The following is a 25238-nucleotide window of genomic DNA, read 5'->3' on the forward strand; positions in this document are numbered from 1 at the left end:
ATCAAATACCCAATAGTGCGCGAACAATGCCCTGCAGTTTACGGGTGAGCGGCCCAACCGGCCAGCTCATCGCAGCACATCCGCGCACCGGCCAAAGGCCATATACGCTGTTGCACACAAAGACTTCGTCGGCCTTTTGCAACTGCTCAAGGCTGATATCAGCCACGCGCGTCGGGATGCCCAACGCCTGCGCCTGGGCCAACAGCTCGGCCCGCATGACGCCGGCGACGCCACAGCGATTCAGATCAGCGGTCAGCAACACGCCGTCACGCACCAGAAACAGGTTGCTGAAGACGCCTTCGACGACTCGACCGGACATATCCAGCATCAAACCTTCGGCGTGATCGGCATCCTGCCATTCGTTGCGGGCGAACACCTGCTCCAGCCGATTGAGGTGCTTGAGACCGGCGAGCAACGGTTGCTCGGACAAACGCGTGGTACACGCAAACAGGCGAATGCCTGAGGCTGCATGTTCCGGGGGATAAGTGGCAGGCGGGCTGCCTTGCAGAATGCGCCGCGCCGGGGCGTCAGCGCTGATGCCATAACCGCGCTGGCTATCGCCACGGGTCAGGATCAACTTGAGTACACCGTCACCGAGGGCGGCGGCATAGGCCAGCAATTCGCTGCGGATCAGCGGTTGATCCGCAACAATCGCCAACCGCCTGCAGCCCTCATCGAGGCGCTGCAGGTGGCGGTCGAGCAATACAGGCTGCCCGGCCTTGACGGCAATGGTCTCGAACAGACCATCACCGTACGCAAGGCCACGGTCTTTCAGGGGCACTGCGCCCGCCGGTTGACCGTCGACCCAGCTTTGCATCACTCGGCGAACCGGCGGAACACCAGGGAACCGTTGGTGCCACCAAAGCCGAACGAGTTGGACAACACCACGTCGATCGGCATCTTCTGCGGCTCGTGAGGCACGAAGTTCAAATCACACCCAACATCCGGCTCGTCAAGGTTGATGGTCGGCGGAGCGACCTGATCCTTGATGGCCAGCACACTGAAGATCGCCTCGACCGCGCCGGCCGCACCCAACAGGTGGCCGGTCATGGACTTGGTGGAACTGACCGCCAGTTTGTAGGCGTGCTCGCCGAACACCGACTTGATGGCCTCGGCTTCCGCCAGGTCGCCCGTCGGGGTGGAAGTGCCATGGGCGTTGATGTACTGCACCTGGTCAATGTTGACCTTGGCATCACGCAACGCGTTGGTGATACAGCGTGCAGCGCCTGCGCCGTCAGACGGTGGCGAGGTCATGTGGTACGCGTCACCGCTCATGCCGAAGCCAATCAGCTCGGCGTAGATAGTGGCGCCACGGGCCTTCGCGTGTTCCAGCTCTTCGAGTACCAACGCACCGGCACCGTCGGCCAATACAAAGCCGTCACGGCCCTTGTCCCACGGACGGCTGGCACGGGTCGGCTCGTCATTGCGGGTCGACAGCGCACGGGACGCGCCGAAGCCGCCCATGCCCAGGCCACAGGCAGCCATCTCGGCGCCGCCGGCGATCATCACGTCAGCTTCGTCATAGGCGATATTGCGCGCCGCCATGCCAATGCAGTGCGTGCCGGTGGTGCACGCCGTGGAGATGGCGTAGTTAGGCCCCTGGGCACCCAAGTGGATGGACAGGAAACCGGAAATCATATTGATGATCGAACCAGGCACGAAGAACGGCGAAATTCGACGCGGGCCGGAATCGTGCAGCGTGCGGCTGGTTTCTTCGATATTGGTCAGGCCGCCAATACCCGAACCCATGGCCACGCCGATGCGCTCACGGTTGGCGTCGGTGACTTCCAGGCCGGCATTACGCACCGCCTGAAAACCGGCTGCCAGGCCGTATTGAATGAACAGGTCGAGTTTGCGGGACTCTTTGACCGAGAGATATTCCTCGACATTGAAGTCCTTTACCGAGCCGCCAAAACGGGTGGAATAGGCAGAAAGGTCCGTGTGTTCGATCAGACCAATACCACTGCGGCCAGCCAGAATGCCCTGCCAACTGCTCGGCACATCCGTACCCAGTGGCGATAACATACCCATACCGGTGACTACGACGCGTCTACGCGACACAGCACTCTCCTTTTTCTAATGACGACACTTTGCATCAGGCTTAAAGGAAAAAACCGCACGCCATAGGGCAGTGCGGTTTTTCCATCACAGCAAGCGACGATTACAAACTATTACGCCTGGTGGGCAGTAACGTAGTCGATAGCGGCTTGAACGGTGGTGATTTTTTCAGCTTCTTCGTCCGGGATTTCGGTCTCGAATTCCTCTTCCAGAGCCATCACCAGCTCAACGGTGTCAAGGGAGTCGGCACCCAGGTCTTCAACGAAGGAAGCGCTGTTGGTCACTTCTTCTTCTTTAACGCCCAGTTGCTCGGCAACGATTTTCTTGACGCGCTCTTCGATGGTGCTCATACCTTGTTTTCACTCCTAATGGACAAATTCAGGCAGCTGGCCAGTGGGTAAGTGTATAGAAAGACTTTTCAGCTTTTCAACTGAAAGCTTCACCCTCGTACCCTATTGGCCATCTGCCTATAAATAGATTGCAGCTTTATAACGGATTTTAGACAGCTCGTATGACATTTTTTTGAAGCGATCCGTCACAATTTAACTCATGTACATCCCGCCGTTAACCGGGATTGTAGCCCCAGTCACGTATGCCGCACCGTCGGATGCCAGGAAAGCGACCACATTCGCGATCTCTTGAGCCTGGCCCAGACGGCCCAGCGGAATCTGCGTCAGCAACGCTTCACGCTGCGCTTCAGGCAGTTCGCGGGTCATATCGGTGTCGATGAACCCAGGGGCCACCGAGTTGACCGTAATCGACCGCGAGCCCACTTCACGCGCCAGTGCACGGCTGAAACCTTCCAGGCCGGCCTTGGCGGCTGCGTAGTTTACTTGGCCTGCGTTGCCCATGGCACCCACTACGGAGCCAATATTGATAATTCGCCCCCAACGGGCCTTGGTCATGCCGCGCAAAACACCCTTGGACAGGCGAAACAGACTGTTCAGGTTGGTATCAACGACGTCATGCCACTCGTCGTCTTTCATGCGCATCATCAGGTTATCGCGGGTAATACCGGCATTGTTCACCAGAATAGCCGGTGCACCGAATTGCGCTGCAATTTCAGCCAATACAGCAGCAACGGATTCATCGCTGGTCACATTAAGCTCAAGACCGGTGCCCTGAACGCCGTTTTCCTTCAACGTCGCAGCAATACGTTCAGCGCCGGCGGCGGAGGTGGCAGTGCCGATGACTACAGCGCCCAGACGGCCCAGCTCCAGGGCGATCGCCTGGCCAATGCCACGGCTTGCGCCGGTAACCAGTGCAACTTTACCTTGCAGACTCATGCAGGCTTCTCCTTATGTCAGGCCAGGGCTGCGCGAGCGGCAGCGAAGGCATCCGGGGTATTGAGGTTGGCGGTCGACACGCCTTCGGCGCAACGTTTGTTCAGGCCGGCCAGGACTTTGCCTGGGCCGCACTCGACCAATTGGGTAGCGCCGTTGGCGGCCAGGGCCTGCACCGACTCAACCCAGCGAACCGGCTTGTAGAGCTGCTCGAGCAGGTCGCGCCTGAGGGTTTCCAGGTCTGGGGCAACTGCAGCGCTGACGTTTTGTACCAACGCAATCTTTGGCGTTTGCCAGTTGATCGCCGCAACGGACTCGGCGAAACGCTCGGCAGCCGGGCGCATCAGTTCGCAGTGGGACGGCACGCTGACCGGCAGCGGCAACGCACGCTTGGCGCCACGGGCCTTGCAACCTTCAATTGCACGCTCGACAGCCGCCTTGGCACCGGCGATCACCACCTGGCCAGGGGAATTGAAGTTGACGGCGCTGACCACTTCGCCCTGGGCCGCTTCGGCACAGGCCGCAATCACGTCAGCATCTGCCAGGCCGAGAATGGCAGCCATGCCGCCCTGCCCCGCTGGAACCGCTTCCTGCATCAACTGGCCACGACGCTCGACCAGCTTGACCGCTTCACCGAGGGTCAGGCTGCCAGCGGCCACCAGGGCGCTGTATTCGCCCAGGCTGTGACCGGCGACATAGGCCGGGCGCGCACCGCCTTCAGCCAGCCACAGGCGCCACAGGGCGATGGAAGCGGTCAGGATAGCCGGTTGGGTCTTGTCGGTTTGGTTAAGCAGCTCTTCCGGACCTTGCTGGGTCAGTGCCCACAGGTCGTAACCCAGGGCATCGGAAGCTTCCTTGAAAGTGTCCAGGACCTGCGGATATTCCGCGCCCAGCTCGGCCAACATGCCGAGGGACTGCGAACCCTGCCCTGGAAAGACGAATGCGAGGGATGTAGACATGTAACAAGCCCCTAATGATCTGGTCGTCGGAAATTGGCGCTCCAAACGTGGGAGCGCAAGAAACTGACAGATTGGATGGTCAATTGAACTGGCCGGTCACATTTAAGCATTTCCGGCGCCATTCGCCTAAGGCAACAGATCCTCAAGGCGGCTGTGCAAGCGTTGCGGCAGGTTTTCCTGGATCTCGATCAAGGCACGCTGGATGGCACTTTGAAAACCCTGTACCCCCGCCGAGCCGTGACTTTTCACCACGATGCCCTGCAACCCCAGGAAACTCGCGCCATTATGCCGCGCCGGCGCCAGGTCAGCCTGCAGGCGCCGCATCAAGGGCAGCGCCAGGGCGCCCACCACGCGCGAGGCAAGGTTGCGCTTGAACAAGGCCTCAATGCGCGCGGCAATCATCGTCGCCAGGCCTTCGCTGGACTTGAGCAGGATATTGCCGACAAATCCGTCGCACACCACCACGTCAGCTTCGCCACGGTACAAACCGTCACCCTCGACAAAACCGATGTAGTTCAAGCCTCGCGCGCCTTGCAACAGCGTCGCCGCCAGCTTGACCTGCTGATTGCCCTTGATGTCTTCGGTGCCGATATTCAGCAACGCCACCCGAGGCCGGGCCACGCCCAGCGCTTCGGCCGCCACCGAGCCCATCAACGCAAAGTGCAACAGATGCTCGGCGCTGCAATCGACGTTCGCCCCCAGGTCCAGCAACTGGCAATAGCCTTGCTGGGTGGGGATGGCCGCGACCATCGCCGGCCGGTCAATCCCTGGCAGGGTTTTGAGCACATGCCGGGACAACGCCATTAAAGCACCTGTATTGCCTGCACTGACACAGGCCTGGGCCTTGCCATCGCGCACCAACTCAAGGGCCACCCGCATCGAAGAATCAGGCTTGCCGCGCAAGGCCTGCGCAGGCTTTTCATCCATGGTGATGGTTTCGCTGGCCGGTGTAACAGTCAGGCGCACACGATCCACCGCCGGATGGCTGGCAATCAGTTCTTCAAGTAAGGAGGGTTGACCGACGAGGGTCAGGTGCAGCGAGGGCGTAGCAGACAGGCAAGCAATGCAGGCCTGAACAATGCTGCGGGGACCGAAGTCCCCGCCCATTGCGTCAATCGCGATGACTTGAGCAGACAAGTGATTACTCGTCAGCGCCCTTGTCGATCACTTTACGGCCACGGTATACGCCTTCTGGCGATACGTGGTGACGCAGGTGAACTTCACCAGTGGTTTTTTCTACAGACAGAGTGCTTGCCGTCAGGGCGTCGTGCGAACGACGCATGTCACGGGCAGAGCGGGATTTTTTGTTCTGCTGAACAGCCATAATTGATTAACTCCTAAACGTTTGGGTCACGCTTTAACTGCGCCAATACACTGAACGGGTTGGACCGCGTTACCTCGTCCTCGCTCGGTTCGGGCTCATCGAGACCCGCCGGCTGCTGGCATTCTTCCGGATGATGAGCAGGCACAATGGGCAAGGCGAGCAAAAGCTCCTCCTCGATCAGTGACTGCAGATCCAAAGGATCTTCGCCCAGTTCCAGCACGTCATAACCTTTCGGCAACGACTGGGTATTCGCACCCTCTTTCACCACAGCATAACTGCATTCGCTGTGGATCGGCAGGGTGACCAGCTCAAGACAACGCTGGCAAACCATTTTGACCTCGGTGTCGATAAAGCTGTGGATTACCACAGACTTACGTTCATCTCGTTCAAAAACGAATTTAGCCTGCACCGTACCGACAGTGTCGGAAAGCGGGTCGCAGAGTCTCTTCAAATCGGCCAGCAGCACTTCACCTTGAAGGGTAGTGCCACGATCAGCCAATTTGCGCGGGTCAACGTGAGGTGGAATCGGGTCATTCAACATAGGCGCAGCATTATAGGGATGCACCCAGCCATGTCAAAGGAAATTAGACCCTGTCCGTCGTCGGGCCCTCCCGCTAGAATCCGCGACTGCCTTAAGGAGACGCCCATGCTGCCTTTATTACTCGCTTCCAGCTCGGTTTATCGCCGCGAATTGCTGAATCGTCTGCGCCTGCCATTCATCTGCAGCTCGCCGGATATCGACGAAAGCCACCGCCCGGACGAGTCCGCCGTGGAGCTGGTCAAGCGCCTGGCTGAAGAGAAGGCCCGCGCCTTGGCCAGCAGCCATCCCGGCCACCTGATTATCGGCTCGGATCAGGTCGCCGCGCTCGACGGCCAGATCATCGGCAAGCCCCATACCTTCGAGAAGGCCCGTGAGCAGTTGCTGGCGGCGAGCGGCAAGCGCGTCAGCTTCCTCACAGGCCTGGCCGTACTGAACAGCGCCACCGGGCGCTGCCAGGTCGACTGCATTCCGTTCACCGTACATATGCGCACGCTGGACGCCGCCCGCATCGAGCGCTACCTGCGCCTCGAGCAGCCCTATGACTGCGCTGGCAGCTTCAAGGCCGAGGGCTTGGGGGTGAGCCTGTTTCAAAGCACCGAAGGGCCGGACGCTACCAGCCTGGTCGGTCTGCCACTGATTCGACTGGTAGGCATGCTGCTGGCCGAAGGCGTACAGATTCCCTGAGGACACCACAAACAAATGTGGGAGCTGGCTTGCCTGCGAAGCAGACACCTCGGTACATCAGTCGCACCGAGGTGATGCTATCGCAGGCAAGCCAGCTCCCACATTTTAAGCCATGTCGCGCTCAAGATCTCAGCGCAGGGTCGGCCCCTGGAAACCCATGTACAGCGCCAGCTTCTCGGCCACACTGGCACCGAGCTTTTTCGAGAAACGGTCAAACGGCGATTCCTGAACGGTGAAGTCCACCAGTTCTTTCTCGCCAACCACATCGCGCGCCACCGAACTGGCACTGCCCAGGCCGTCGATCAAGCCCAGCGGCAGCGCCTGCTCGCCAGACCAGACCAGCCCGGAGAACAGCTCCGGATGCTCTTTATCCTTGAGCCGATCACCGCGCCCTTGCTTCACGCTGGCGATGAACTGCCGGTGAGTAGTGTCCAGCACGCCCTGCCAGAACTGGGTTTCATCGGCCTTTTGCGGCTGGAACGGATCCAGGAACGACTTGTGCTCGCCCGACGTATAGGTACGCCGCTCAACCCCCAGCTTCTCCATGGTGCCGACAAAGCCGTAACCGGCTGCCGTCACACCAATGGACCCCACCAGGCTGGCCTTGTCGGCGTAGATCTGGTCGGCGGCGCTGGCAATGTAATAGGCACCCGAGGCACCCAGGTCGGAAATCACCGCATACAGTTTGATGTCCGGATGCAAGGCACGCAGGCGACGAATCTCGTCATACACATAACCCGACTGCACCGGGCTGCCGCCGGGGCTGTTGATGCGCAGGATCACGGCCTTGACCTTGGAGTCCTCGAAGGCGGCCCGCAGGCTGCTGACGATATTGTCGGCACTGGCGGACTCCTTGTCGGCAATCACCCCGCGTACTTCGATCAATGCCGTGTAGTTGCCGCTGCGGGTGGCGCTCTTCTCCATGTCCATCAGCGGGCTGAACAGTGCCAGCATGCCCAACAGATAAATAAAGGTCAGAAGCTTGAAAAAGATCCCCCAACGCCGCGAGCGACGTTGCTCCTGCACACTGGCCAGCAGGGTCTTTTCCAGCAACTTCCAGCTTTTGTCATCGCCATTGTTATCAGCGTTGGCCTTCTCAGGCGCTTTCCACTCATCGGTCATGCCATCTGCCCCAGCAAAGACTTAATAGGCCCGACTGAGCCAGGCCTGCAATTCAGAAAAACGGTCAATCGTCAGTCTCGGCTCGTACACCTGCAACGCCTCGGCGGCCTGGGCGCCGTAGCTGACCGCCACGGAGTCCATGCCAGCATTGCGCGCCATCATCAAATCGAACGACGCATCACCCACCATCAACGCCTGCCGAGGCGACACGCCACATTGAGCAAGGATCTGCTCAAGCATCAGAGGGTGAGGTTTGCTGGCGGTTTCATCCGCCGCGCGGGTCGCGTCGAAATAATCTTCCCAGCCGTGGGCCTTGAGCACCCGATCCAGGCCGCGACGGGCCTTGCCGGTCGCCACCGCAAGGTGATACCCGTCGGCGCGAAACGCTTCCATGGCCTGCGCTACGCCTTCAAACAGCGGCGAAGGCCGGGCATCGAGGGCCATGTAGTAATCGGCGTAGTGCTGACGAAAGGCGATCAACTCGTCGTCGCCAATCTCCGGGTACAGGGTGCGGATCGCTTCCGGCAAGCCCAGGCCGATAATGCCCTTGACCGCCAGGTCGTCGCACAACGCATAACCGGAACGTGTCGACGCTGCGTGCATCGACTCGACAATCCGACCAATGGAATCGCACAGGGTGCCATCCCAATCAAAGATCAGCAGCTTGTAGTCAGGGTGCGACACTCAGGCGCTCCACGGTCTTGGCCCACATTTCATCGACAGGCGCCTGCAGCTTCAATTCGCCGCCATCCGGCAGCGGCACGGTCAGCATGTAGGCGTGCAGGAACAGGCGTTTGCCGCCCAGGTCGCGGATCTCCCTGGAGAAATCCTCGTCACCGTACTTGGTATCACCGGCAATACAGTGGCCTGCGTGCAGGGTATGCACACGAATCTGGTGGGTGCGGCCGGTGACCGGCTTGGCCTCGACCATGGTCGCGAAGTCACCGAAACGGCGCAGCACCTTGAACAGGGTCAGCGCCTCCTTGCCCTCCTCGTCCACTTCGACCATGCGCTCGCCGGAACGCAGGTTGCTCTTCTGCAACGGCGCACGAACGCTTTTGATCGAGGTCGCCCAGTTGCCGCGCACCAGCGCCATGTAGCGCTTGTCCACGCCGTCACCGCGCAGGGCAGCGTGCAGGTGACGCAACATGCTGCGCTTCTTGGCGATCATCAGCAGGCCGGAGGTGTCACGGTCCAGACGGTGGACCAGTTCCAGCTCCTTGGCATCCGGGCGCAACTGACGAAAGGCTTCGATCACCCCGTAGTTGAGGCCGCTGCCGCCATGCACGGCGATACCGCAAGGCTTGTTGATCACGATCAGCTTGTTGTCTTCGAACACAATCGAGGCTTCAAGGCGCTGCAGCAGGCCTTGAGCCAGAGGGACCGGCTCGTCCCGCTCAGGCACGCGCACCGGCGGCACACGGATGATGTCGCCCGCCTGCAGCTTGTACTCGGGCTTGATCCGCCCCTTGTTCACGCGCACTTCGCCTTTACGCAAAATGCGGTAAATCAAGGTCTTGGGCACGCCTTTGAGCCTGGCAAGAAGAAAGTTGTCGATGCGTTGGCCGGCATATTCCGGCGAGACCTCAAGCAGCTGGACGCTGGGGGTCTGGGGGGCGGTAGTCGTCATGGCGGCGATGATAACAATTTTTTATGGAATTGAAGCACTTAATCATTGCTGCTATAGTCGCGAACGCCGCCAAAAGCGGCCTGGACAGAGGACTAGCGGCAAACTGCCGGCCCTGACCATCGCAATTCATCAGGACGCGAGGCCGTCCTACGGGGCTTTCGCCACTTTGGAAGGCTCGAGATTGTAACAAGCGCAGGTGACATGAGGCCTGAAGCGAGTGCAAAAAGCAGAGTGATTACTCGCCTTTTGCGCCGATATTTACGGCCAGTTCACAAAGTGCAGTCAATCTTGAGCCAGACCACGGCGAATGCTTCGGAAACAACGCCTGTTACGAGCTGAGTGAGAGCACAGTCGCCCACACCCGGTCTTGTTTAGCCATGAGCGTGTTCCCCCCATTGGAGAACACGGTAAATGCCAACCCGCTGCGGATTCTGCGCGCGGCAGCACCCGAATTATCAGGGATACGTGTAGGGTGGAGATGCACAACCGTCGGACTGTGTAGCACTAGGCTTATATTTAGACGCTTCATCTCGTCCACAGTCGCCGGTTGATTCCTCCTCCTGACTGAGTGCTTAAGTCACCACAGCAAGCAGGAAGCGTACGTCGCGATACCGCCCATTTTGGCGGGTATTGCTGGACACTGGAGTGGCCAACCACTCTTGACGCACCTGACACCGACCGTGAGAAGTCGTGTGTGCCGAACGCCGTTTCCGGCAGCCCGGAAACCGACGGTACAACATGAAAAGAATGCTGATTAACGCAACTCAACCCGAAGAGTTGCGTGTTGCACTGGTAGACGGCCAACGCCTCTACGACCTGGACATCGAGTCCGGTGCACGCGAGCAAAAGAAGGCCAACATCTATAAAGGCCGGATTACTCGTATCGAACCAAGCCTTGAGGCTGCCTTTGTCGATTTCGGCTCCGAGCGCCATGGCTTCCTGCCCCTCAAAGAAATCTCCCGCGAATACTTCAAGAAAGCCCCCGAAGGCCGCGTGAACATCAAGGACGTCCTGAGCGAAGGCCAGGAAGTCATCGTTCAGGTAGAAAAAGAAGAACGTGGCAACAAGGGCGCCGCCCTGACCACCTTCATCAGCCTGGCTGGCCGCTATCTGGTCCTGATGCCAAACAACCCGCGTGCCGGCGGTATCTCCCGTCGCATCGAAGGCGAAGAGCGCAACGAACTGCGTGAAGCGCTGAACGGTTTGATCGCTCCGGCCGACATGGGCCTGATCGTGCGCACTGCCGGCCTTGGTCGCAGCAGCGAAGAAATGCAGTGGGACCTCGACTACCTGCTGCAACTCTGGACCGCTATCAAAGAAGCGTCCCTGGACCGTTCCGCGCCGTTCCTGATCTACCAGGAAAGCAACGTGATCATCCGCGCCATCCGCGATTACCTGCGCCAGGACATCGGCGAAGTGCTGATCGACAGCGTTGAAGCCCAGGACGAAGCCCTGACCTTCATCCGCCAGGTGATGCCGCAGTACGCCAGCAAGATCAAGCTGTACGAAGACAGCGTTCCGCTGTTCAACCGTTTCCAGATCGAAAGCCAGATCGAGACCGCTTTCCAGCGCGTCGTCGAACTGCCTTCCGGCGGCTCCATCGTGATCGACCCGACCGAAGCCCTGGTGTCCATCGACATCAACTCGGCACGCGCTACCAAAGGCAGCGACATCGAAGAAACCGCCCTGCAGACCAACCTGGAAGCGGCTGAAGAAATCGCCCGCCAGTTGCGCCTGCGTGATATCGGCGGCCTGATCGTGATCGACTTCATCGACATGACTCCAGCCAAGAACCAGCGCGCCGTGGAAGAGAAAGTCCGCGAATGCCTGGAAGCTGACCGTGCCCGCGTACAGGTCGGTCGTATCTCGCGCTTCGGCCTGCTGGAAATGTCCCGTCAGCGCCTGCGTCCATCGCTTGGCGAAAGCAGCGGCATCGTCTGCCCGCGTTGCAACGGCACCGGCATCATCCGTGACGTTGAATCGCTGTCGCTGGCGATCCTGCGCCTGATCGAAGAAGAAGCCCTGAAAGACCGCACTGCCGAAGTCCGCGCCCAGGTGCCGATCCCGGTTGCTGCGTTCCTGCTCAACGAAAAACGCAACTCGATCACCAAGATCGAACTGCGCACCCGTGCTCGTATCGTCATCCTGCCGAACGATCACCTCGAGACGCCGCACTTCGAAGTGCAGCGCCTGCGTGATGACAGCCCGGAAGCCCACGTCAACCAGTCCAGCTACGAAATCGCTGCTGCCGCTGCCGAAGTGGAAGAAGTCCAGCCAGCCGCTGCGACCCGCACCCTGGTTCGCCAGGAAGCCGCCGTCAAGACCGCACCAGCCCGTGCCAACGCACCGGTTCCGGTTGAAGCGCCTGCTCCGGTTGCAGCGCCAGCCGCCCTGCCTGAGCCAAGCCTGTTCAAGGGCCTGGTGAAGTCGCTGGTCAGCCTGTTCGCCACCAAGGAAGAGCCAGTGGCTCCCGTTGTGGTCGAGAAGCCTGCCGCCGAACGCCCTGCACGCAATGAAGAGCGTCGTAACGGTCGCCAGCAGAGCCGCAATCGCAACGGTCGCCGTGACGAAGAGCGCAAGCCTCGTGAAGAACGTGCACCCCGCGAAGAACGCGCCCCACGTGAAGAGCGCGCCCCGCGCGAAGCCCGTGAAGAAACCCCAGCCGTAGCCCGTGAAGAGCGTGCACCACGCGAAGAACGTGCACCGCGCGCGCCACGCGCTCCTCGTGAAGACCGCAAGCCACGTGGCGAGCGTGAAGAACGCGTGCGTGAACTGCGTGAGCCGTTGGACGCAGTCCCAGCGGTAGCCACTGCTGCCGTCACCGCTGCCACTGCTGAAGAGCGTCCAGCTCGTCAGCCGCGTGAAGAACGTGCGCCACGCCCTCCTCGTGAAGAGCGTCAACCACGTGCCGAGCAGGCTGCTCCGGTCGGTGAAGAAGAAGAACTGCTGTCCAACGAAGATCAGCAACAGGAAGACGGCCAGGACAACGCCGAAGGCGATCGTCCACGCCGCCGCTCCCGTGGCCAGCGTCGTCGCAGCAACCGTCGTGAGCGTCAGCGTGATGCCAACGGCAATGAGATCGAAGGCTCGGAAGAGACCGGCGAAGCAAGCGCTACCGACGAACCGACTGGCGCCGAACTGGCTGCCGGCCTGGCCGTTACCGCTGCTGTTGCCAGCTCGGTCATCAGCGCACCTGCTGAAGCCCAGGCCAACGAGCAAGCTGAAGCCGCCACCGCTGCCATCCAGGAACACACGGTTGTTGAGACGCCAGTCGTCGAAGCACCGGTGGTTGAAGCAACGACGCCTGTCGAAGCGCCAGCTGTTCCGGAAGTGGAAGTAGCGCCGGCTCGTCACGTTCGTGAAGTTCGTGAAGTTCGTGAAGTTCGCGAGCCTCAGCCTGAAGCTGAAGTGGTCGCCGAGCCAGCGGTTGTTGTTGAACAACAGCCCGTGGTTGAAGCGGCCGTTGAAGCACCGGTTGCCGAGCCAACCCCTGAAGTGCGTGAAGTTCGCGAAGAACAGACCGCGTTCCAGTGGACTGCCGAGCCTGCCGTAGTGGTTGAAGCGGTTGAAGCACCAGCGCCTGCGCCAGTGGTCGAAGAAGCTCCAGCGCCCGTCGCTGAAGCTGAAGTAGTTGTCGCCGCTGAACCGGTCGCCGTTGTTGCCGAGCCTGCTCCAGTGGTTGAAGCGCCCGTGGTTGCCGAAGTTGCCGCTCCGGTGGTTGAAGCCGCTCCGGCCAACGCCCTGACCGAAAACGGCCGTGCGCCGAACGACCCACGTGAAGTGCGTCGTCGTCGCAAGGAAGCTGAACTGGCGGCTGCCGCTGCTGCTTCGGCGCCTGTTGAAGCTGCACCGGTTGTCGCTGACGTGGTCGAAGCAACCCCTGCGCCGGTCACTGAAGCCGTGGTTGAGCACACTGCCCCTGCTGTCGACGAGAACCCACGTTCCGTTGAGGAAGTGGCAGAGCACAGCCCTAAAGCCCTGGAAGAAGAACACGAGCCTAAACCCCTCGTCTGATTCCATCGGCCACTAAAAAGCCCCGCCTGAGTGATCAGGCGGGGCTTTTTTATGTCTGCATTTCAGCTAGCGATAGTTCAGCAAAGCCGGCACATCCACATCCCACAACACACCGGGATCATCGACTGCTACTTCCTGTACAGTCGCCTGGGCGAACAACGGCTTTGCCCCACGGTCGCCCGTCAGCGCCATTAATGCCGCTGCGAATGAACGGCCAAACCCTACCGGGTGCCCATACTGACCTGCATGCACCGGGACACTGATACTGTCGTCCTCAAGGCCTGCAATCACCTGCCCGATACTCGTCGGCAAGATAAACGGCATATCCCCCAGCACCACCAGCCAACCAGCAGACGTACCACCTGCCGCCACTGCCGCCGCGATGCTGTCGCCCATGCCCGGCGAGCGCAACAGCAGCACTTCACAACCATACTGCTTTGCCAGCCGAATGACTTCGATGCGATCTGGCGACGTTACCAGCCAACGCCTGGCAACCGCCGGTGGCAAGTTCACCAATACCTGCTCAATCACCGATCGTGTAATGCCATCACGACCCACACAGGGCGCCAGCAACTTGTCCTTGTCCGCACCTGCCTCGGCCCGGAAACGACTGCCCTGCCCCGCTGCCAGGATGACCGCGGTGATGCCCGTCAACTGACCGCAGCCTGCAACGGTTTTTTCTGCAACAGATCAATCCCGTTCTTGATAGCAACAATTTCCGCCATCAACGACAACGCGATCTCCGCCGGCGTATGGCTGCCAATATGCAGGCCAATCGGGCCATGCAGCCGTGCAATCGCGTCCGCACTCAACCCCAGCGCCGCGAGGTTTTCCCGGCGCTTCTGGCTGTTGACCCGCGAACCCAGGGCGCCAATGTAGAACGCCTTGGAATTCAGCGCGGTCAGCAGCGCCATATCGTCCAGGCGCGGATCATGGGTGAGCGCGACGATAGCCGTGCGTTCGTCGGTCTGGATATTCAGCACCGCTTCATCAGGCATGCCCGGCACAAAACGCCCGTGCTGCTCCTCCCAGCCATAGACAAACTCCTGGCGCGGGTCACAGATCAGCACTTCGAAATCCAGCAACCGCGCCATTTCCGCCACATAGCGCGACAGCTGCCCCGCGCCGATCAGCAACAAGCGCCAGCGCGGACCATAAATCGCGCGTAGCCGCTCGCCGTCGAAACTGACCGTATCGGTCTTGCTCGCTGCATTCAACACCACTGCCCCGGTGGCCAGGTTCAATTCACGGGCGACAATCTCGTGCGCCTCGCAGCGCGCCAGTAGTTCTGCGACCCACGCTGGATCGCCCACCCGCTCTTCGGTCAGGCGCAGCGTGCCGCCACAAGGCAGGCCAAAACGCGCCGCCTCATCCCGCGTGACGCCGTAGGTGACAAGCTGCACCGGCGGCCCGTCTTCAGGCAGCCGGCCATCCTGCAAACGGGCGATCAAGTCGTCCTCAATACAGCCACCAGATACCGAGCCGATCACCACTCCGTCACCGCGCAGGGCCAGCATCGCCCCCGGTGGACGCGGCGCGCTGCCCCAAGTCTGGACCACGCTGTACAGCATCACCGGCTGCCCGGCGCGGCGCCATTCCAGCACGCTGCGCAATACATTCAGATCGACACTGTCCATCAGGCCTTCGCCTCCTGCCAACCCTGCAACTGATAGCGAACCGGCAGATTGCGAATGCGCTTGCCGGTGGCGGCAAAGATCGCATTGCACAGTGCCGGCGCAATCGGCGGCACGCCCGGCTCACCCACACCGCCCAACGGCACGTCGCCTTTTGGCGTGACCAGGTGCACCGCAACCTCCTTGGGCGCCAAAGACATGCGCGCTACTTCATACATATGGAAGTTGTCCTGCTGCACCTTGCCGTCCTTGAAGCTGATTTCACCCAGCACCGCATTGCCCAGGCCCATCACGCAGGCACCTTCGAACTGCGAGCGAATGCGCTCCGGGTTGATCTGCGGGCCGCAATCCACGGCAATGTCGGCCTTGTGCACGATCAAGGTGCCGTCATCTTTGACTTCCACCTCGATCACCGCTGCCACGTAAGTGACGAAGCTGTAGTGCACCGCCAAGCCCAAGCCGCGGCCCTTGGGCAAGGTGCGGCCCCAACCGGCGGCCTTGGCAGCGGTTTCCAGCACCCCACGCAAACGTGCGGTATCAATGGGATAGCGCTCTGGAGATTCGCCGTAGTTCCACTCATCGCTCAACGTCCTGGGATCGATCTGACGGTCGGGCCCGAGCAGCTTGAGTTGATACTTGAGCGGATCCTCGCCGGCCTTGTGCGCCAGTTCATCGACAAAGCTCTGAATCGCGAAACCATGAGGAATGTTCGACACCGAGCGGTACCAGCCGACCCGCGTATGGGCCGCCGCTTCCGGATTTTCCAAGCGCACGTTGGGAATGGCGTAAGCCATGTTGGTAAAGCCCATGCCCAGTTCGAACGGCGCCTCATGGACCATGTTCGGCGCAAACAACGCGGTAATGCTCGGCGCCACAGTGCGGTGCAACCAGGCGCTGGGCAGGCCATCCTTGTTCAGGCCGGCCTTGAGGTACTCGGCGGACACGGTATGGAAATAAGAGTTATGGATATCGTCTTCACGGGTCCATTGCACCCGCACCGCCTTGCCGGGGAATTCCTTGGCGAGCACGGCGGCTTCGACGATAAAGTCCGGCTTGGACTTGCGACCAAAACCGCCACCCAGCAGCGTGACATTGAAGGTGACGTTGTCGAACGGCAGGCCCAGGCGCTCGGCAATGCGTTCGCGGCTCACCTGCGGCGCCTGGCTGGGCGCCCACGCTTCGCACTGGCCCTTGTCGTAGCGGGCGACGGCGACCATCGGCTCCATCGGCGACTGGGACAGGTGCGGCAGGTAATACGCGGCTTCCAGGGTGCTGTCGGCATCGCTCAGGGCCTGGTCGATGGTGCCGGTATTGCGCACCACTTTGCCCGGTTTCAACGCAGCAGCTTCCAGCGCCTTGCGGTAGTCGATCGAGTTGTAGCTGGCGTTGACGCCGTCATCCCAGACGATGTTCAAGGCGTCGCGGCCCTTGATAGCCGCCCACGTGTTGCTCGCAACAACTGCCACACCGCCCAGCGGCTGGAACTCCGAGGGCAAGGGCCGGCTCTCGATTTGCAGCACCTTGATCACCCCGGGGACTTTCAACGCCGCACTGGCATCGAAGGATTTTACCTTGCCGCCATACACCTTCGGCCGGGCGATGGTGGCGTAAAGCATGCCTTCAAAATGCACATCGGCACCGTAGACCGCCCGACCGTTGACGATGTCGGCACCGTCGATAGCCTTGATGCCTTCCTTGCCGATATAGCGAAATTCCGACGGCTGCTTGAGCTTCACGCAGTCCCGTGCCGGTACCGCCAGCGCACCGGCAGTAGCAGCCAGGGCGCCGTAGCCCAACTCGCGCCCGCTCGGTTGGTGAACCACTTTGTGCAACTGAGCATGGCATTCGCCTACCGGGACTTTCCATTGCTCGGCAGCGGCTTGTTCCAACATCGTACGGGCGGCGGCGCCACAACGGCGCATCGGCTCATACCAATGACGCATGCTGCGGGAACCATCAGTGTCCTGGTTGCCAAAACGCACTTCATCACCCTGTGCCTGCTGGACTTTCACCTGCGCCCAATCGGCATCCAGCTCATCGGCCACTACCATGCTCAGGCTGGTGCGTACCCCCTGGCCCATTTCAGAGCGGTTGCAGATCACCGTCACGCTGCCGTCGGTGGCAATGCTTACGTAGACCTTGGGATCGTCGATCACACCATGGGGCATGGCGTCACCGCCGTACTTCTTCGCCGCGTCGGCGGCAAACGCGTCCGGCAAGCCCCAACTGGCGGCAATGACCAACGCCCCCGTGACACCCACACCTTTGAGGAAACCTCGACGACTGAGGTTGTTCAGGACGAAATCAGCGGGTAACCGGCTCATGCCTTGGTCCCCTGCAGGTGAGTGGCGGCCTGGCGGATCGCGGTCTTGATCCGGTTGTAGGTGCCACAGCGGCAGATATTGCCGATCATGGCTTCCTCAATCTGCGCGTCGCTGGGATTCGGGTTGGTTTTCAGCAATGCAGTGGCGGACATGATCTGCCCGCCCTGGCAGTAACCGCACTGGGCCACGGCCGTTTCGAGCCAGGCTTGCTGTACCACCTGGCCGACCGGGTCGGTGTGCAGGTTATCGATGGTGCTGACATCCTGGCCCTTGACCGAGCCAATCGGGGTGATGCAACTGCGTGCCGGCGAGCCGTCGATATGAATGGTGCACGCGCCGCACAGGCCCATGCCGCAACCGAATTTGGTGCCGTTGTAACCGGCCACGTCGCGGATCGCCCACAGCAGGGGCATATCTTCGGTGACATCCAGTTGATGGTCTTGACCGTTAAGTTTGAGGGTAATCATGGGCACGCCCGCATAGTGAAAAGGTTATGGGGTCGAGCAATCTGTCGCTTGGGTGCCAAGCGGGTCGGTTCACGCAGATGGCTCAGGCTAATCGGCTCTCTTGTGAAAACGAATCTTCACCGGGCCTTTGATAAACAGCGTCTATGAACTGATAAAAAACATCGATAGTCAGCTAAGTTAACTCAGCCGCAATAAAAAAGCCCTGCAATGCAGGGCTTGGTGCGTCAGAAAACAAGCTTAGTTCAATAGCGGTTGGGCTCCATTTCCAGCACAACCTTGAAACGTTTTTCGATGTCCTGCTGGATACGGAGCGCCAGGCAGGCAATGTCCTGGCCCGTGGCCGCGCCGTAGTTCACCAGCACCAGCGCCTGCAAGCGATGTACGCCGGCATCACCCTCGCGAAAACCCTTCCATCCGGCCTTGTCGATCAACCAGCCGGCGGCCAGTTTCATTTGCCCGTCAGCCTGGGGATAAGCCACCAGGTCCGGGTATTGAAGCTGCAATTCGCCAGCCAGCGCCTGGGACACCAGCGGGTTCTTGAAGAAGCTGCCGGCATTGCCGAGTACCGCCGGGTCCGGCAGTTTCTCGCTGCGAATGCTGCAAATGGCGCGGCTGACGTCGCTGGGAGTGGCCTGCGTAATGCCTTGCTCGGCCAGGCGCTGCTGCACCGGCCCGTACTCAAGCTTCAGGTGCACGGCGCGACTCAAGGCAAATCGCACCCGCAGGATCAGCCAGCGCCCCGCTTCGTGTTTGAACAAGCTGTCACGGTAGGCAAAGTTGCATTCGCCCAGGCTGAAGTCCCGAAGCTCGCCGGTGTGGCGGTCGAGGGCGGTCAGGCCGGCGAACACGTCCTTGATCTCTACACCGTAGGCGCCGATGTTTTGCATGGGTGCGGCGCCGACGGTGCCCGGGATCAGGCTAAGGTTTTCCAGGCCGGAAAAGCCCTGGGCCAACGTCCACAGCACAAACGGATGCCAGGCTTCACCGGCCTCCGCTTCCACCACGACGTGCACGCCGTCGTCGTGCAATACCCGGATGCCCTGGCTGGCCATGCGCAGCACCAGCGCGTCGATATCCTGGGTCAGCAGCAAATTGCTGCCGCCGCCAATCACCAGTAACGGCAGTTGTTGCCCGGCCGCATAGGCCAAGGCTTCACGCACGTCAGCGTCGGTGCGGGCCTCGGCAAACAGCCGGGCACGCACGTCGATACCAAAGCTGTTGAACGGCTTGAGCGAAACCTGCGCCTGTACCTGCAACGTCATAACCGGCCCTTCAATTCAATCACCAACAGATCGCAGGCGCGCTCGATCAGGTCCAGGACGGTTTCGAAGCCCTGGTCGCCTTCGTAGTACGGGTCTGGCACTTCATCCACCACCGAGTCGTAACGGCGCAGGAACAGGTCCAGCTCCGCCTTGCCCTGGGCCGGCTGCATGGCCTTGAGGTTGCGCAGGTTGCTCTGGTCCATGGCCAGGATCAGGTCGTAGCGGGAAAAGTCGGCACGCGACACCTGTTGTGCACGCTGGGCCGACAAGTCGTAGCCACGCTGCAGCGCTGCACCCTGGCTGCGCTTGTCGGGTGGGTTGCCGACGTGCCATTCACCCGTGCCGGCGGAGGCCACGTCAACCTGACCAACCAGGCCGGCTTCGCGCAATTTGTGGCGCAACACGCCTTCTGCCGTCGGTGAACGGCAGATGTTGCCCAGGCAGACGAACAGAACCTGCATCAGGCCCCCAGCAGGCGACGGACGCGCTCGAGGTCTTCCGGCGTGTCGACACCCGCCGGTGGCGCTTCCAGGGCATCGCCCACGTGGATGCGTACGCCGTGCCACAGGGCACGCAGTTGTTCCAGGGATTCGGTGTTTTCCAGCCAGCACGGGCCCCAACTGACGAAGTCATGCAGGAACCCGGCGCGGTAGGCGTAGATTCCGATGTGGCGACGGTAAGGCACGCCGGCAGGCAGCACGTCCGGTTGTTTGGCGAACGCATCCCGCGCCCACGGCAAGGTGGAGCGGCTGAAGGTCAGCGCCAGGCCGTTGATGTCGCTGACCACTTTCACCACGTTGGGGTTGAACAGCGTCTGGATGTCTTCAATCGGCTCGGCCAGGGTCGCCATGCGCGCTTCACCATGGGCTGCCAGGTTGGCGGCAACCTGGTCGATCACGCTGGGCGGAATCAACGGCTCGTCGCCTTGCACGTTGACCACGATGGCATCTGCCGCCAAACCCAACTGGGTGGCCACTTCGGCCAGGCGGTCGGTGCCGGAGTTGTGGTCTTCACGGGTCAGCACCGCTTCGGCGCCAAAGCGTTTGCAGGCCTCGATGATGCGCGGATCATCGGTGGCAACCACCACCCGCTCGGCGCTGCTTTTGCAGGCTTGCTCCCACACCAGCTGGATCATCGGCTTGTTGCCGATCAGCTGCAGCGGTTTGCCGGGCAGGCGGGTGGAGGCGTAGCGGGACGGGATGACAACGGTGAAGGCGGTGGTCATTTATCCAGGCGCTCATCGGTGTTCAGGGTACGGGCTTCGCTTTCGAGCATTACCGGAATGCCATCACGGATCGGGTACGCCAGGCCGGCGCCCTTGCTGATCAGCTCGGTTTTGTCGGCACTGAGCTTGAGCGGACCTTTGCAGATCGGGCAAGCAAGGATATCGAGCAGTTTGGTGTCCATGAGTAGGTCCTGGAGAGCAACGTTTTAAGGCAAAAGGCGAGCGGGCAGCAAGCGCATCAACTGCGTGTCAAACCAGGCGATAAACGCCGGTGACGGTACCGCGTCCACCGCAAGGTACCACCAGTCGGGCCTGGCAAAGGCGCGGCACTTCACCGCGTCCTTTTCAGTCATGACCAACGGCAGTGCCGGTGTAAAATTCAAGACCTCGGCGCTGTAGGGCGCGTGGTCGGCAAAAGCATGGGGTATCGGCCGCCAGTGTAGCGTTTCAAGGGTATTGAAGAAACGTTGCGGGTTGCCGATGCCGGCTACCGCATGCACCTGCTGCCCCACCGGGAAGTAATCGATGGGTTTGCGCTCGCCGGTGTGCAGGTTGACCAGCGCTGTGGGCAGCAGGCGGAAGGCAAACCCGTCGTCACGATCGGCACCCGCGCCGTTATAAAGCAGCGCATCGACGCTTTGCAAACGCTCGACCGGCTCGCGCAACGGGCCCGCCGGCAGGCAGCGGCGGTTGCCCAGCCCACGGGCGGCATCAATCAATACCAGTTCCAGGTCACGGGCCAGGCGATAATGTTGCAGGCCATCGTCGGAGAGGATCAGGTCCAGGGTTTCGCTGGCCAACAGCGCCTGTACGGCACGGCTGCGGTCAGGGTCGATCATCAGCGGTACGCCGCTGCGTTGCACGATCAGCAGGGGTTCATCCCCCGCCAGCGCTGCGGTTTGATCGGCCTGTACGCGCCATGGAAGCTGTGGCGGTTTGGCGCCATAACCCCGACTCACCACACCGACGCGCAAACCGCTGCGCTGGCAATGGTCGATCAGCCAGAGAATCAAGGGGGTCTTGCCGGTGCCACCCACTGTGATATTGCCGACCACCACGACCGGCACCGGCGACTGATAGATCTCGCCCTCGCCCGCCAGGAACCGTGCGCGTTTGCGCCGTACCACCCGACGATAGAGCGACTCCAGCGGCTGCAACAACGCGAGCGCCGGATGGCCTTCGTACCAGGCCTTGAGCAAACGATCGGTCATGGCCATCAGGGTTGGCTCGCCGCCTCGACCGTGGTCATGCGCAAATGGCTGAAGCCGAGCTTGCCGGCAGCGTCCATCGCGGTGATCACGGCCTGGTGCTTGGTGTTGCCATCGGCGCTGATCGACAGTGGCAAGTTAGTGTCGCCACCGGACTCTTTCTGCAATGCATCCATCAGGCTGGCCAGGTCGTTTTTTTCCAGCAACTGGTTATTCACCGAGAACACGCCGTCGGCGCTGATGGCTATATCCAATTGTTTTGCCTGCTGGTCGTCCGCCGGTGAGCCGCTGACGGCTTCGGGCAGGTCGACGCGCAGTTGGGTTTCCCGGGTAAAGGTGGTGGTGACGACAAAAAACAGCAGCAGGATAAACACAACGTCGATCAACGACGCCAGGTTGATATCGACGTTTTCCCGTCGCTTGCGGCGAAATTTCACGCGTTGCCCTCAACCAGGTCCACGTCACGATCGCCCTGCACCACTTCCACCAGCTTGATGGCTTCCTGCTCCATGCCGACGACCAACTCGTCGATACGTCGTTGCAGGAAACGGTGGAAGAACACCGAAGGAATACCGACCATCAGGCCCGCCGCCGTGGTGATCAAGGCCTTGGAAATACCACCGGCCAGAACGGCGGCATTGGTGGTCATGCCCGAGCCCATGAAGGAACTGAAGATATCAATCATGCCCAGCACCGTGCCCAGCAGGCCGAGCAACGGCGCCATGGCGGCAATGGTGCCCAGGGCATTGATGTAGCGCTCCAGCTCATGGATGACCCGGGCAGCGGCCTCCTCGATGCATTCCTTCATGATCTCGCGACCATGCTTGGAGTTGGCAAGGCCGGCGGCAAGGATTTCACCCAGGGGCGAGTTGGCCCGTAGTTCCTTGAGTTTTGCCTTGTCGAGTTGCTTGTTCTTGATCCAGCCCCAGACCTGGCCCAGCAGGTGGTCGGGTGTTACACGGCTGGCACGCAGGGTCCACAGGCGTTCGGCGATGATGCCGAGTGCGGCGATGGAACTCAAAATGATCGGCAACATCATCCAGCCGCCGGATTTGACCAATTCCCACACAGTGAATGCCCCCTCGAAAAAGTGCGCCACTTTACCATAAGGGTCCGGTGGAAGGGCTGGCCTGCCCCAGAGCATGCTGTCGCAGGGGCCGGTCTTTGGTAACGCTGTTTTACGGCGGGGGCTCGCGCCAGAAGCGGCGCTGGCTGCGCGCAGCCACCGGCGGCTGGAAGGCGCCCAGTTGCAGGCGAAGCGCACCTTGTTCGGCACTGTCATAAATTGTGCTGCCCACGGCCCGGTAACGCTCCAGTACCTGGGGATGTGGATGACCAAACCCATTGTTGCGACCACGGGAAATCAAAACGGCCTTGGGCACAAGGCGCTGTAGAAACGGCCATGAAGACGAACTGCGGCTGCCATGGTGAGGCGCTTGCAGCCAATCGACAGGCGCGCCCAAGGGCGTGGCCAGCAATGCCCGCTCGGCTTGACGGTCAATATCGCCGGTCAGCAACAACCGCTCGCCATTGGCCTGCACCCGCAACACACAGGACATCTGATTACCGTCCGTCGCATCAGGCCATTGCCACAGTTCGAACGTCACGCCGTCCCATTCCCACTGCTCCCCACTGACACACGCTTGAGTACCGAGCACCGCTGGCAGCCGTGCTGTCTCACCGCCCACCACACGCTTGACCGGCAACCCTTGGGCGACGGCCAACGCGCCGCCGGCATGATCGGCGTCGGCATGACTGAGCAGCATCAGGTCCAGCGCCGCGACCCCCAGCCTGCGCAATGCAGGCAGCACCACGCGAGCGCCAAGATCGAGCTCGCCGGCGCGTGGCCCTGCGTCATACAGCAACACATGGTTGCGGGTGCGCAGGATCATGGACAGCCCTTGGCCGACATCCAGTTGCACCACCTCCACCCGCCCATGAGGCACTGATTCCCGAGGTGGAAACACCGCCAGCAGCAACATTGGCCAACCCAGCAGCCGAAACGGAACGCCCTTGGGCAGCAGCAACAGCACCGCCCCCAGCAGGCTCACCAGCCAAAAGCCAATGGGTACTTGCGCTGGTATCCAGGCCGGCAAGTACTGCGCCAGCAGCGCCAGTGCCTTGAACAACCAATCCAGCGTGCCGCCCGCCAGCCATAACAAACCCTCACCTATATAAGGCAGCGGCAATAAAGCTGTCCCCAGCAAGGCCAGGGGCAACACCACCAGGCTGATCCACGGTACGGCCACCAAATTGGCCAGCGGCCCGCTCAGGCTGACGGGCAGACCGAGCACCAGCAGCAGCGGAAACAGCCCAATGGCAATCAACCATTGGGCCCGGGTCCAGGCCTGCCAGACGCTCCAGGGGCCCAGCCGACCACTGAACGCCAGGATCAGCACCGCCACAGCCGCAAACGACAGCCAGAACCCCGGTTGCAGGCTGGCCAACGGTTCGAGGACCAGCACCGCATTCAGTGCCAGCAACAACGGCCACCATATCCCCAGGTGTCGAAACCGCAGGCGCCACAGCAACACCAACCCCAGCATTACGCAGGCCCTTTGCACCGGCACCTCGAAACCCGCCAGCAAGCCGTAGCCCAGCGCTGCGGCAAACGCCAAGCCGCAGGCCCAGGGCAGCCACGGCAAGGGTTTGGGCCAACACCCAAAGCGCGCCAAGCCAGCGACCAGGCCATAGATCAACCCCGCCAGCAGCCCGATGTGCTGGCCGGAAATCACCAATAAATGCACGGTGCCGGTCGCTTGCAGAACCTGCCAATCCTCGGCGGCCAAGCCGGAACCATCCCCAAGCACCAGCGCGGCCAGGCCGGCCTCGCGCCCTTGGGCATCCACCGCCAACAGCCGCTGGCGAATTCCGTCGCGCCAGGCATGCCGTGCAGGCGCCAGCCGTTGCCCGTCTTTGACCGAACCGGTGGCACCAATCCGCTGGGCCAGCAACCAGGCCTCATAGTCAAAGCCCTCGGCATTGAGTAAACCCGAGGGACTCTTGAGCGTCACCGCCAACCGCCAGCGCTCACCACTCTGAACCGGCGGGCCGCCACGCCATGACACCCGGATACGCTTGGGAAGCAGGTCCTTGCGTGACCGGCTGTCGGCCAGTTCGAAGCGCACACCGTCGCCCGTCTGCTGCGCTAACCCGGTAATACGCCCTTCCACCCAGCGAGTCTGGCCGTCCAGCCGCGGGGCCAGCCGATCATCCAGCGCCCACTGTGCACTGAGGCAGGCCCAGCCCAACCCGAGCAGGAAAAACCCCAGCGGATAGGTGCGAAAAGGCAACAGCATCAGGGCCAGCACCGGCATCAACAGCAGCCAGCCGCCGGGTGGCAACACCGGTAAAAAGCGCAAGGCGAGCAGCCCCAGCGCGAGTGTGAACATCCCTGTTCTCATGGATCTTTCCTTGGAAGCGACCCATTGAGTCTTAGCCGGGCCAGCGATGCGGCCTATTATTATTTGTCACAAAGTCTGAATTTCCCGTTCCTGGAATGC

Annotated in this window: 25 protein-coding genes; 2 read left to right on the top strand and 23 right to left on the bottom strand. The window is 61.2% G+C overall.

Features of this window, described 5'->3' with window-relative positions; genetic code table 11:
* Window position 1: 1 nt before the first annotated feature.
* The 8 genes from pabC to RGV33_RS24830 all read right to left on the bottom strand — a co-directional run bounded on the left by pabC (window position 2) and on the right by RGV33_RS24830 (window position 6165).
* Complete coding sequence (gene pabC / locus RGV33_RS24795; RefSeq protein WP_322146824.1) at window positions 2-817, bottom strand: aminodeoxychorismate lyase; 816 nt, start codon at window positions 815-817, stop codon at window positions 2-4.
* The gene (gene fabF / locus RGV33_RS24800) at window positions 817-2061 is read right to left on the bottom strand and encodes a beta-ketoacyl-ACP synthase II (protein ID WP_322146826.1); all 1245 of its coding nucleotides are present in this window, start codon (window positions 2059-2061) and stop codon (window positions 817-819) included. Before fabF ends, pabC begins: the two co-directional genes overlap by 1 nt.
* Before the next feature lie 110 nt (window positions 2062-2171).
* Window positions 2172-2408 carry an acyl carrier protein gene (gene acpP, locus RGV33_RS24805; protein ID WP_016973676.1) on the bottom strand — a complete coding sequence of 79 codons (237 nt, stop codon included), beginning with the start codon at window positions 2406-2408 and terminating at the stop codon, window positions 2172-2174.
* 192 nt (window positions 2409-2600) lie between these two features.
* Entirely contained in the window at window positions 2601-3344 is a 744-nt protein-coding gene (fabG, locus tag RGV33_RS24810) for a 3-oxoacyl-ACP reductase FabG (protein WP_322146833.1), read from the bottom strand.
* Between the two features lie 17 nt (window positions 3345-3361).
* Window positions 3362-4300, bottom strand: coding sequence for an ACP S-malonyltransferase (gene fabD, locus RGV33_RS24815; RefSeq protein ID WP_322146835.1), 939 nt, complete (start codon window positions 4298-4300; stop codon window positions 3362-3364).
* A 126-nt stretch (window positions 4301-4426) separates the two neighbouring features.
* Entirely contained in the window at window positions 4427-5437 is a 1011-nt protein-coding gene (gene plsX / locus RGV33_RS24820; RefSeq protein ID WP_322146837.1) for a phosphate acyltransferase PlsX, read from the bottom strand.
* Window positions 5438-5441: 4 nt separating this feature from the next.
* Entirely contained in the window at window positions 5442-5624 is a 183-nt protein-coding gene (gene rpmF / locus RGV33_RS24825) for a 50S ribosomal protein L32 (protein WP_004371305.1), read from the bottom strand.
* 13 nt (window positions 5625-5637) lie between these two features.
* On the bottom strand, window positions 5638-6165 hold the full coding sequence (locus RGV33_RS24830; protein WP_322146840.1) for a YceD family protein: 528 nt from the start codon (window positions 6163-6165) through the stop codon (window positions 5638-5640).
* Window positions 6166-6270: 105 nt separating this feature from the next.
* On the opposite strand from RGV33_RS24830, the gene RGV33_RS24835 reads away from it, so the two are divergent.
* Window positions 6271-6849, top strand: a complete 579-nt coding sequence (locus tag RGV33_RS24835) for a nucleoside triphosphate pyrophosphatase (RefSeq protein ID WP_322146842.1) — start codon at window positions 6271-6273, stop codon at window positions 6847-6849.
* Between the two features lie 129 nt (window positions 6850-6978).
* Here the strand turns inward: RGV33_RS24835 and RGV33_RS24840 are convergent, their stop codons facing one another.
* The 3 genes from RGV33_RS24840 to rluC are packed head-to-tail and all read right to left on the bottom strand — an operon-like array spanning window position 6979 to window position 9601.
* Window positions 6979-7971, bottom strand: coding sequence for a S49 family peptidase (locus RGV33_RS24840; RefSeq protein ID WP_322146844.1), 993 nt, complete (start codon window positions 7969-7971; stop codon window positions 6979-6981).
* A 21-nt stretch (window positions 7972-7992) separates the two neighbouring features.
* Entirely contained in the window at window positions 7993-8655 is a 663-nt protein-coding gene (locus RGV33_RS24845) for an HAD-IA family hydrolase (RefSeq protein WP_322146846.1), read from the bottom strand.
* Entirely contained in the window at window positions 8642-9601 is a 960-nt protein-coding gene (gene rluC, locus RGV33_RS24850) for a 23S rRNA pseudouridine(955/2504/2580) synthase RluC (RefSeq protein ID WP_322146848.1), read from the bottom strand. Before rluC ends, RGV33_RS24845 begins: the two co-directional genes overlap by 14 nt.
* 738 nt (window positions 9602-10339) lie before the next feature.
* Here rluC and rne point away from each other — a divergent pair.
* A complete protein-coding gene (gene rne / locus RGV33_RS24855) occupies window positions 10340-13615 on the top strand; it encodes a ribonuclease E (protein ID WP_416152085.1) in 3276 nt (1091 codons plus the stop codon).
* 66 nt (window positions 13616-13681) lie between these two features.
* Here the strand turns inward: rne and RGV33_RS24860 are convergent, their stop codons facing one another.
* From RGV33_RS24860 to RGV33_RS24915, 12 genes are all read right to left on the bottom strand, one after another.
* Entirely contained in the window at window positions 13682-14269 is a 588-nt protein-coding gene (locus RGV33_RS24860; protein ID WP_322146852.1) for a nucleotidyltransferase family protein, read from the bottom strand.
* Window positions 14266-15252, bottom strand: coding sequence for an XdhC family protein (locus RGV33_RS24865; RefSeq protein WP_322146854.1), 987 nt, complete (start codon window positions 15250-15252; stop codon window positions 14266-14268). Before RGV33_RS24865 ends, RGV33_RS24860 begins: the two co-directional genes overlap by 4 nt.
* Window positions 15252-17573 (bottom strand): xanthine dehydrogenase family protein molybdopterin-binding subunit, encoded by a 2322-nt coding sequence (locus RGV33_RS24870; RefSeq protein ID WP_322146856.1) that lies wholly within the window; start codon window positions 17571-17573, stop codon window positions 15252-15254. Before RGV33_RS24870 ends, RGV33_RS24865 begins: the two co-directional genes overlap by 1 nt.
* The gene (locus RGV33_RS24875; RefSeq protein WP_322146858.1) at window positions 17570-18040 is read right to left on the bottom strand and encodes a (2Fe-2S)-binding protein; all 471 of its coding nucleotides are present in this window, start codon (window positions 18038-18040) and stop codon (window positions 17570-17572) included. The genes RGV33_RS24870 and RGV33_RS24875 overlap by 4 nt, the downstream gene beginning before the upstream one ends.
* Window positions 18041-18282: 242 nt before the next feature.
* Window positions 18283-19302 (bottom strand): UDP-N-acetylmuramate dehydrogenase, encoded by a 1020-nt coding sequence (murB, locus tag RGV33_RS24880; RefSeq protein WP_322146859.1) that lies wholly within the window; start codon window positions 19300-19302, stop codon window positions 18283-18285.
* Entirely contained in the window at window positions 19299-19763 is a 465-nt protein-coding gene (locus RGV33_RS24885; protein ID WP_322146861.1) for a low molecular weight protein-tyrosine-phosphatase, read from the bottom strand. Before RGV33_RS24885 ends, murB begins: the two co-directional genes overlap by 4 nt.
* Window positions 19763-20527: a 3-deoxy-manno-octulosonate cytidylyltransferase gene (kdsB, locus tag RGV33_RS24890; protein ID WP_322146863.1), complete on the bottom strand. Its 765-nt coding sequence runs from the start codon at window positions 20525-20527 to the stop codon at window positions 19763-19765. The genes RGV33_RS24885 and kdsB overlap by 1 nt, the downstream gene beginning before the upstream one ends.
* A complete protein-coding gene (locus RGV33_RS24895) occupies window positions 20524-20709 on the bottom strand; it encodes a Trm112 family protein (RefSeq protein ID WP_322146865.1) in 186 nt (61 codons plus the stop codon). The genes kdsB and RGV33_RS24895 overlap by 4 nt, the downstream gene beginning before the upstream one ends.
* A gap of 24 nt (window positions 20710-20733) precedes the next feature.
* Window positions 20734-21744 (bottom strand): tetraacyldisaccharide 4'-kinase, encoded by a 1011-nt coding sequence (gene lpxK / locus RGV33_RS24900; protein ID WP_322146867.1) that lies wholly within the window; start codon window positions 21742-21744, stop codon window positions 20734-20736.
* On the bottom strand, window positions 21744-22172 hold the full coding sequence (locus RGV33_RS24905; RefSeq protein ID WP_322146868.1) for a biopolymer transporter ExbD: 429 nt from the start codon (window positions 22170-22172) through the stop codon (window positions 21744-21746). Before RGV33_RS24905 ends, lpxK begins: the two co-directional genes overlap by 1 nt.
* Entirely contained in the window at window positions 22169-22804 is a 636-nt protein-coding gene (locus tag RGV33_RS24910) for a MotA/TolQ/ExbB proton channel family protein (protein ID WP_010165826.1), read from the bottom strand. The genes RGV33_RS24905 and RGV33_RS24910 overlap by 4 nt, the downstream gene beginning before the upstream one ends.
* Window positions 22805-22913: 109 nt before the next feature.
* The gene (locus RGV33_RS24915; protein ID WP_322146870.1) at window positions 22914-25139 is read right to left on the bottom strand and encodes a DNA internalization-related competence protein ComEC/Rec2; all 2226 of its coding nucleotides are present in this window, start codon (window positions 25137-25139) and stop codon (window positions 22914-22916) included.
* Window positions 25140-25238: the final 99 nt, after the last annotated feature.

This window comes from Pseudomonas sp. Bout1 (genome assembly GCF_034314165.1).
Lineage (GTDB): Bacteria > Pseudomonadota > Gammaproteobacteria > Pseudomonadales > Pseudomonadaceae > Aquipseudomonas.

What these genes read in the sequence shown, in the direction of transcription:
- pabC (WP_322146824.1), bottom strand. Translation starts at nt 817, where the DNA reads ATGCAAAGCTGGGTCGACGGTCAACCGGCGGGCGCAGTGCCCCTGAAA.
- rne (WP_416152085.1), top strand. Translation starts at nt 10,340, where the DNA reads ATGAAAAGAATGCTGATTAACGCAACTCAACCCGAAGAGTTGCGTGTT.
- RGV33_RS24875 (WP_322146858.1), bottom strand. Translation starts at nt 18,040, where the DNA reads ATGATTACCCTCAAACTTAACGGTCAAGACCATCAACTGGATGTCACC.
- kdsB (WP_322146863.1), bottom strand. Translation starts at nt 20,527, where the DNA reads ATGACCACCGCCTTCACCGTTGTCATCCCGTCCCGCTACGCCTCCACC.
- RGV33_RS24895 (WP_322146865.1), bottom strand. Translation starts at nt 20,709, where the DNA reads ATGGACACCAAACTGCTCGATATCCTTGCTTGCCCGATCTGCAAAGGT.
- rluC (WP_322146848.1), bottom strand. Translation starts at nt 9,601, where the DNA reads ATGACGACTACCGCCCCCCAGACCCCCAGCGTCCAGCTGCTTGAGGTC.
- murB (WP_322146859.1), bottom strand. Translation starts at nt 19,302, where the DNA reads ATGACGTTGCAGGTACAGGCGCAGGTTTCGCTCAAGCCGTTCAACAGC.
- fabG (WP_322146833.1), bottom strand. Translation starts at nt 3,344, where the DNA reads ATGAGTCTGCAAGGTAAAGTTGCACTGGTTACCGGCGCAAGCCGTGGC.
- RGV33_RS24835 (WP_322146842.1), top strand. Translation starts at nt 6,271, where the DNA reads ATGCTGCCTTTATTACTCGCTTCCAGCTCGGTTTATCGCCGCGAATTG.
- RGV33_RS24885 (WP_322146861.1), bottom strand. Translation starts at nt 19,763, where the DNA reads ATGCAGGTTCTGTTCGTCTGCCTGGGCAACATCTGCCGTTCACCGACG.
- fabD (WP_322146835.1), bottom strand. Translation starts at nt 4,300, where the DNA reads ATGTCTACATCCCTCGCATTCGTCTTTCCAGGGCAGGGTTCGCAGTCC.
- lpxK (WP_322146867.1), bottom strand. Translation starts at nt 21,744, where the DNA reads ATGGCCATGACCGATCGTTTGCTCAAGGCCTGGTACGAAGGCCATCCG.
- RGV33_RS24870 (WP_322146856.1), bottom strand. Translation starts at nt 17,573, where the DNA reads ATGAGCCGGTTACCCGCTGATTTCGTCCTGAACAACCTCAGTCGTCGA.
- RGV33_RS24865 (WP_322146854.1), bottom strand. Translation starts at nt 15,252, where the DNA reads ATGGACAGTGTCGATCTGAATGTATTGCGCAGCGTGCTGGAATGGCGC.
- acpP (WP_016973676.1), bottom strand. Translation starts at nt 2,408, where the DNA reads ATGAGCACCATCGAAGAGCGCGTCAAGAAAATCGTTGCCGAGCAACTG.
- rpmF (WP_004371305.1), bottom strand. Translation starts at nt 5,624, where the DNA reads ATGGCTGTTCAGCAGAACAAAAAATCCCGCTCTGCCCGTGACATGCGT.
- RGV33_RS24840 (WP_322146844.1), bottom strand. Translation starts at nt 7,971, where the DNA reads ATGACCGATGAGTGGAAAGCGCCTGAGAAGGCCAACGCTGATAACAAT.
- RGV33_RS24915 (WP_322146870.1), bottom strand. Translation starts at nt 25,139, where the DNA reads ATGAGAACAGGGATGTTCACACTCGCGCTGGGGCTGCTCGCCTTGCGC.
- RGV33_RS24830 (WP_322146840.1), bottom strand. Translation starts at nt 6,165, where the DNA reads ATGTTGAATGACCCGATTCCACCTCACGTTGACCCGCGCAAATTGGCT.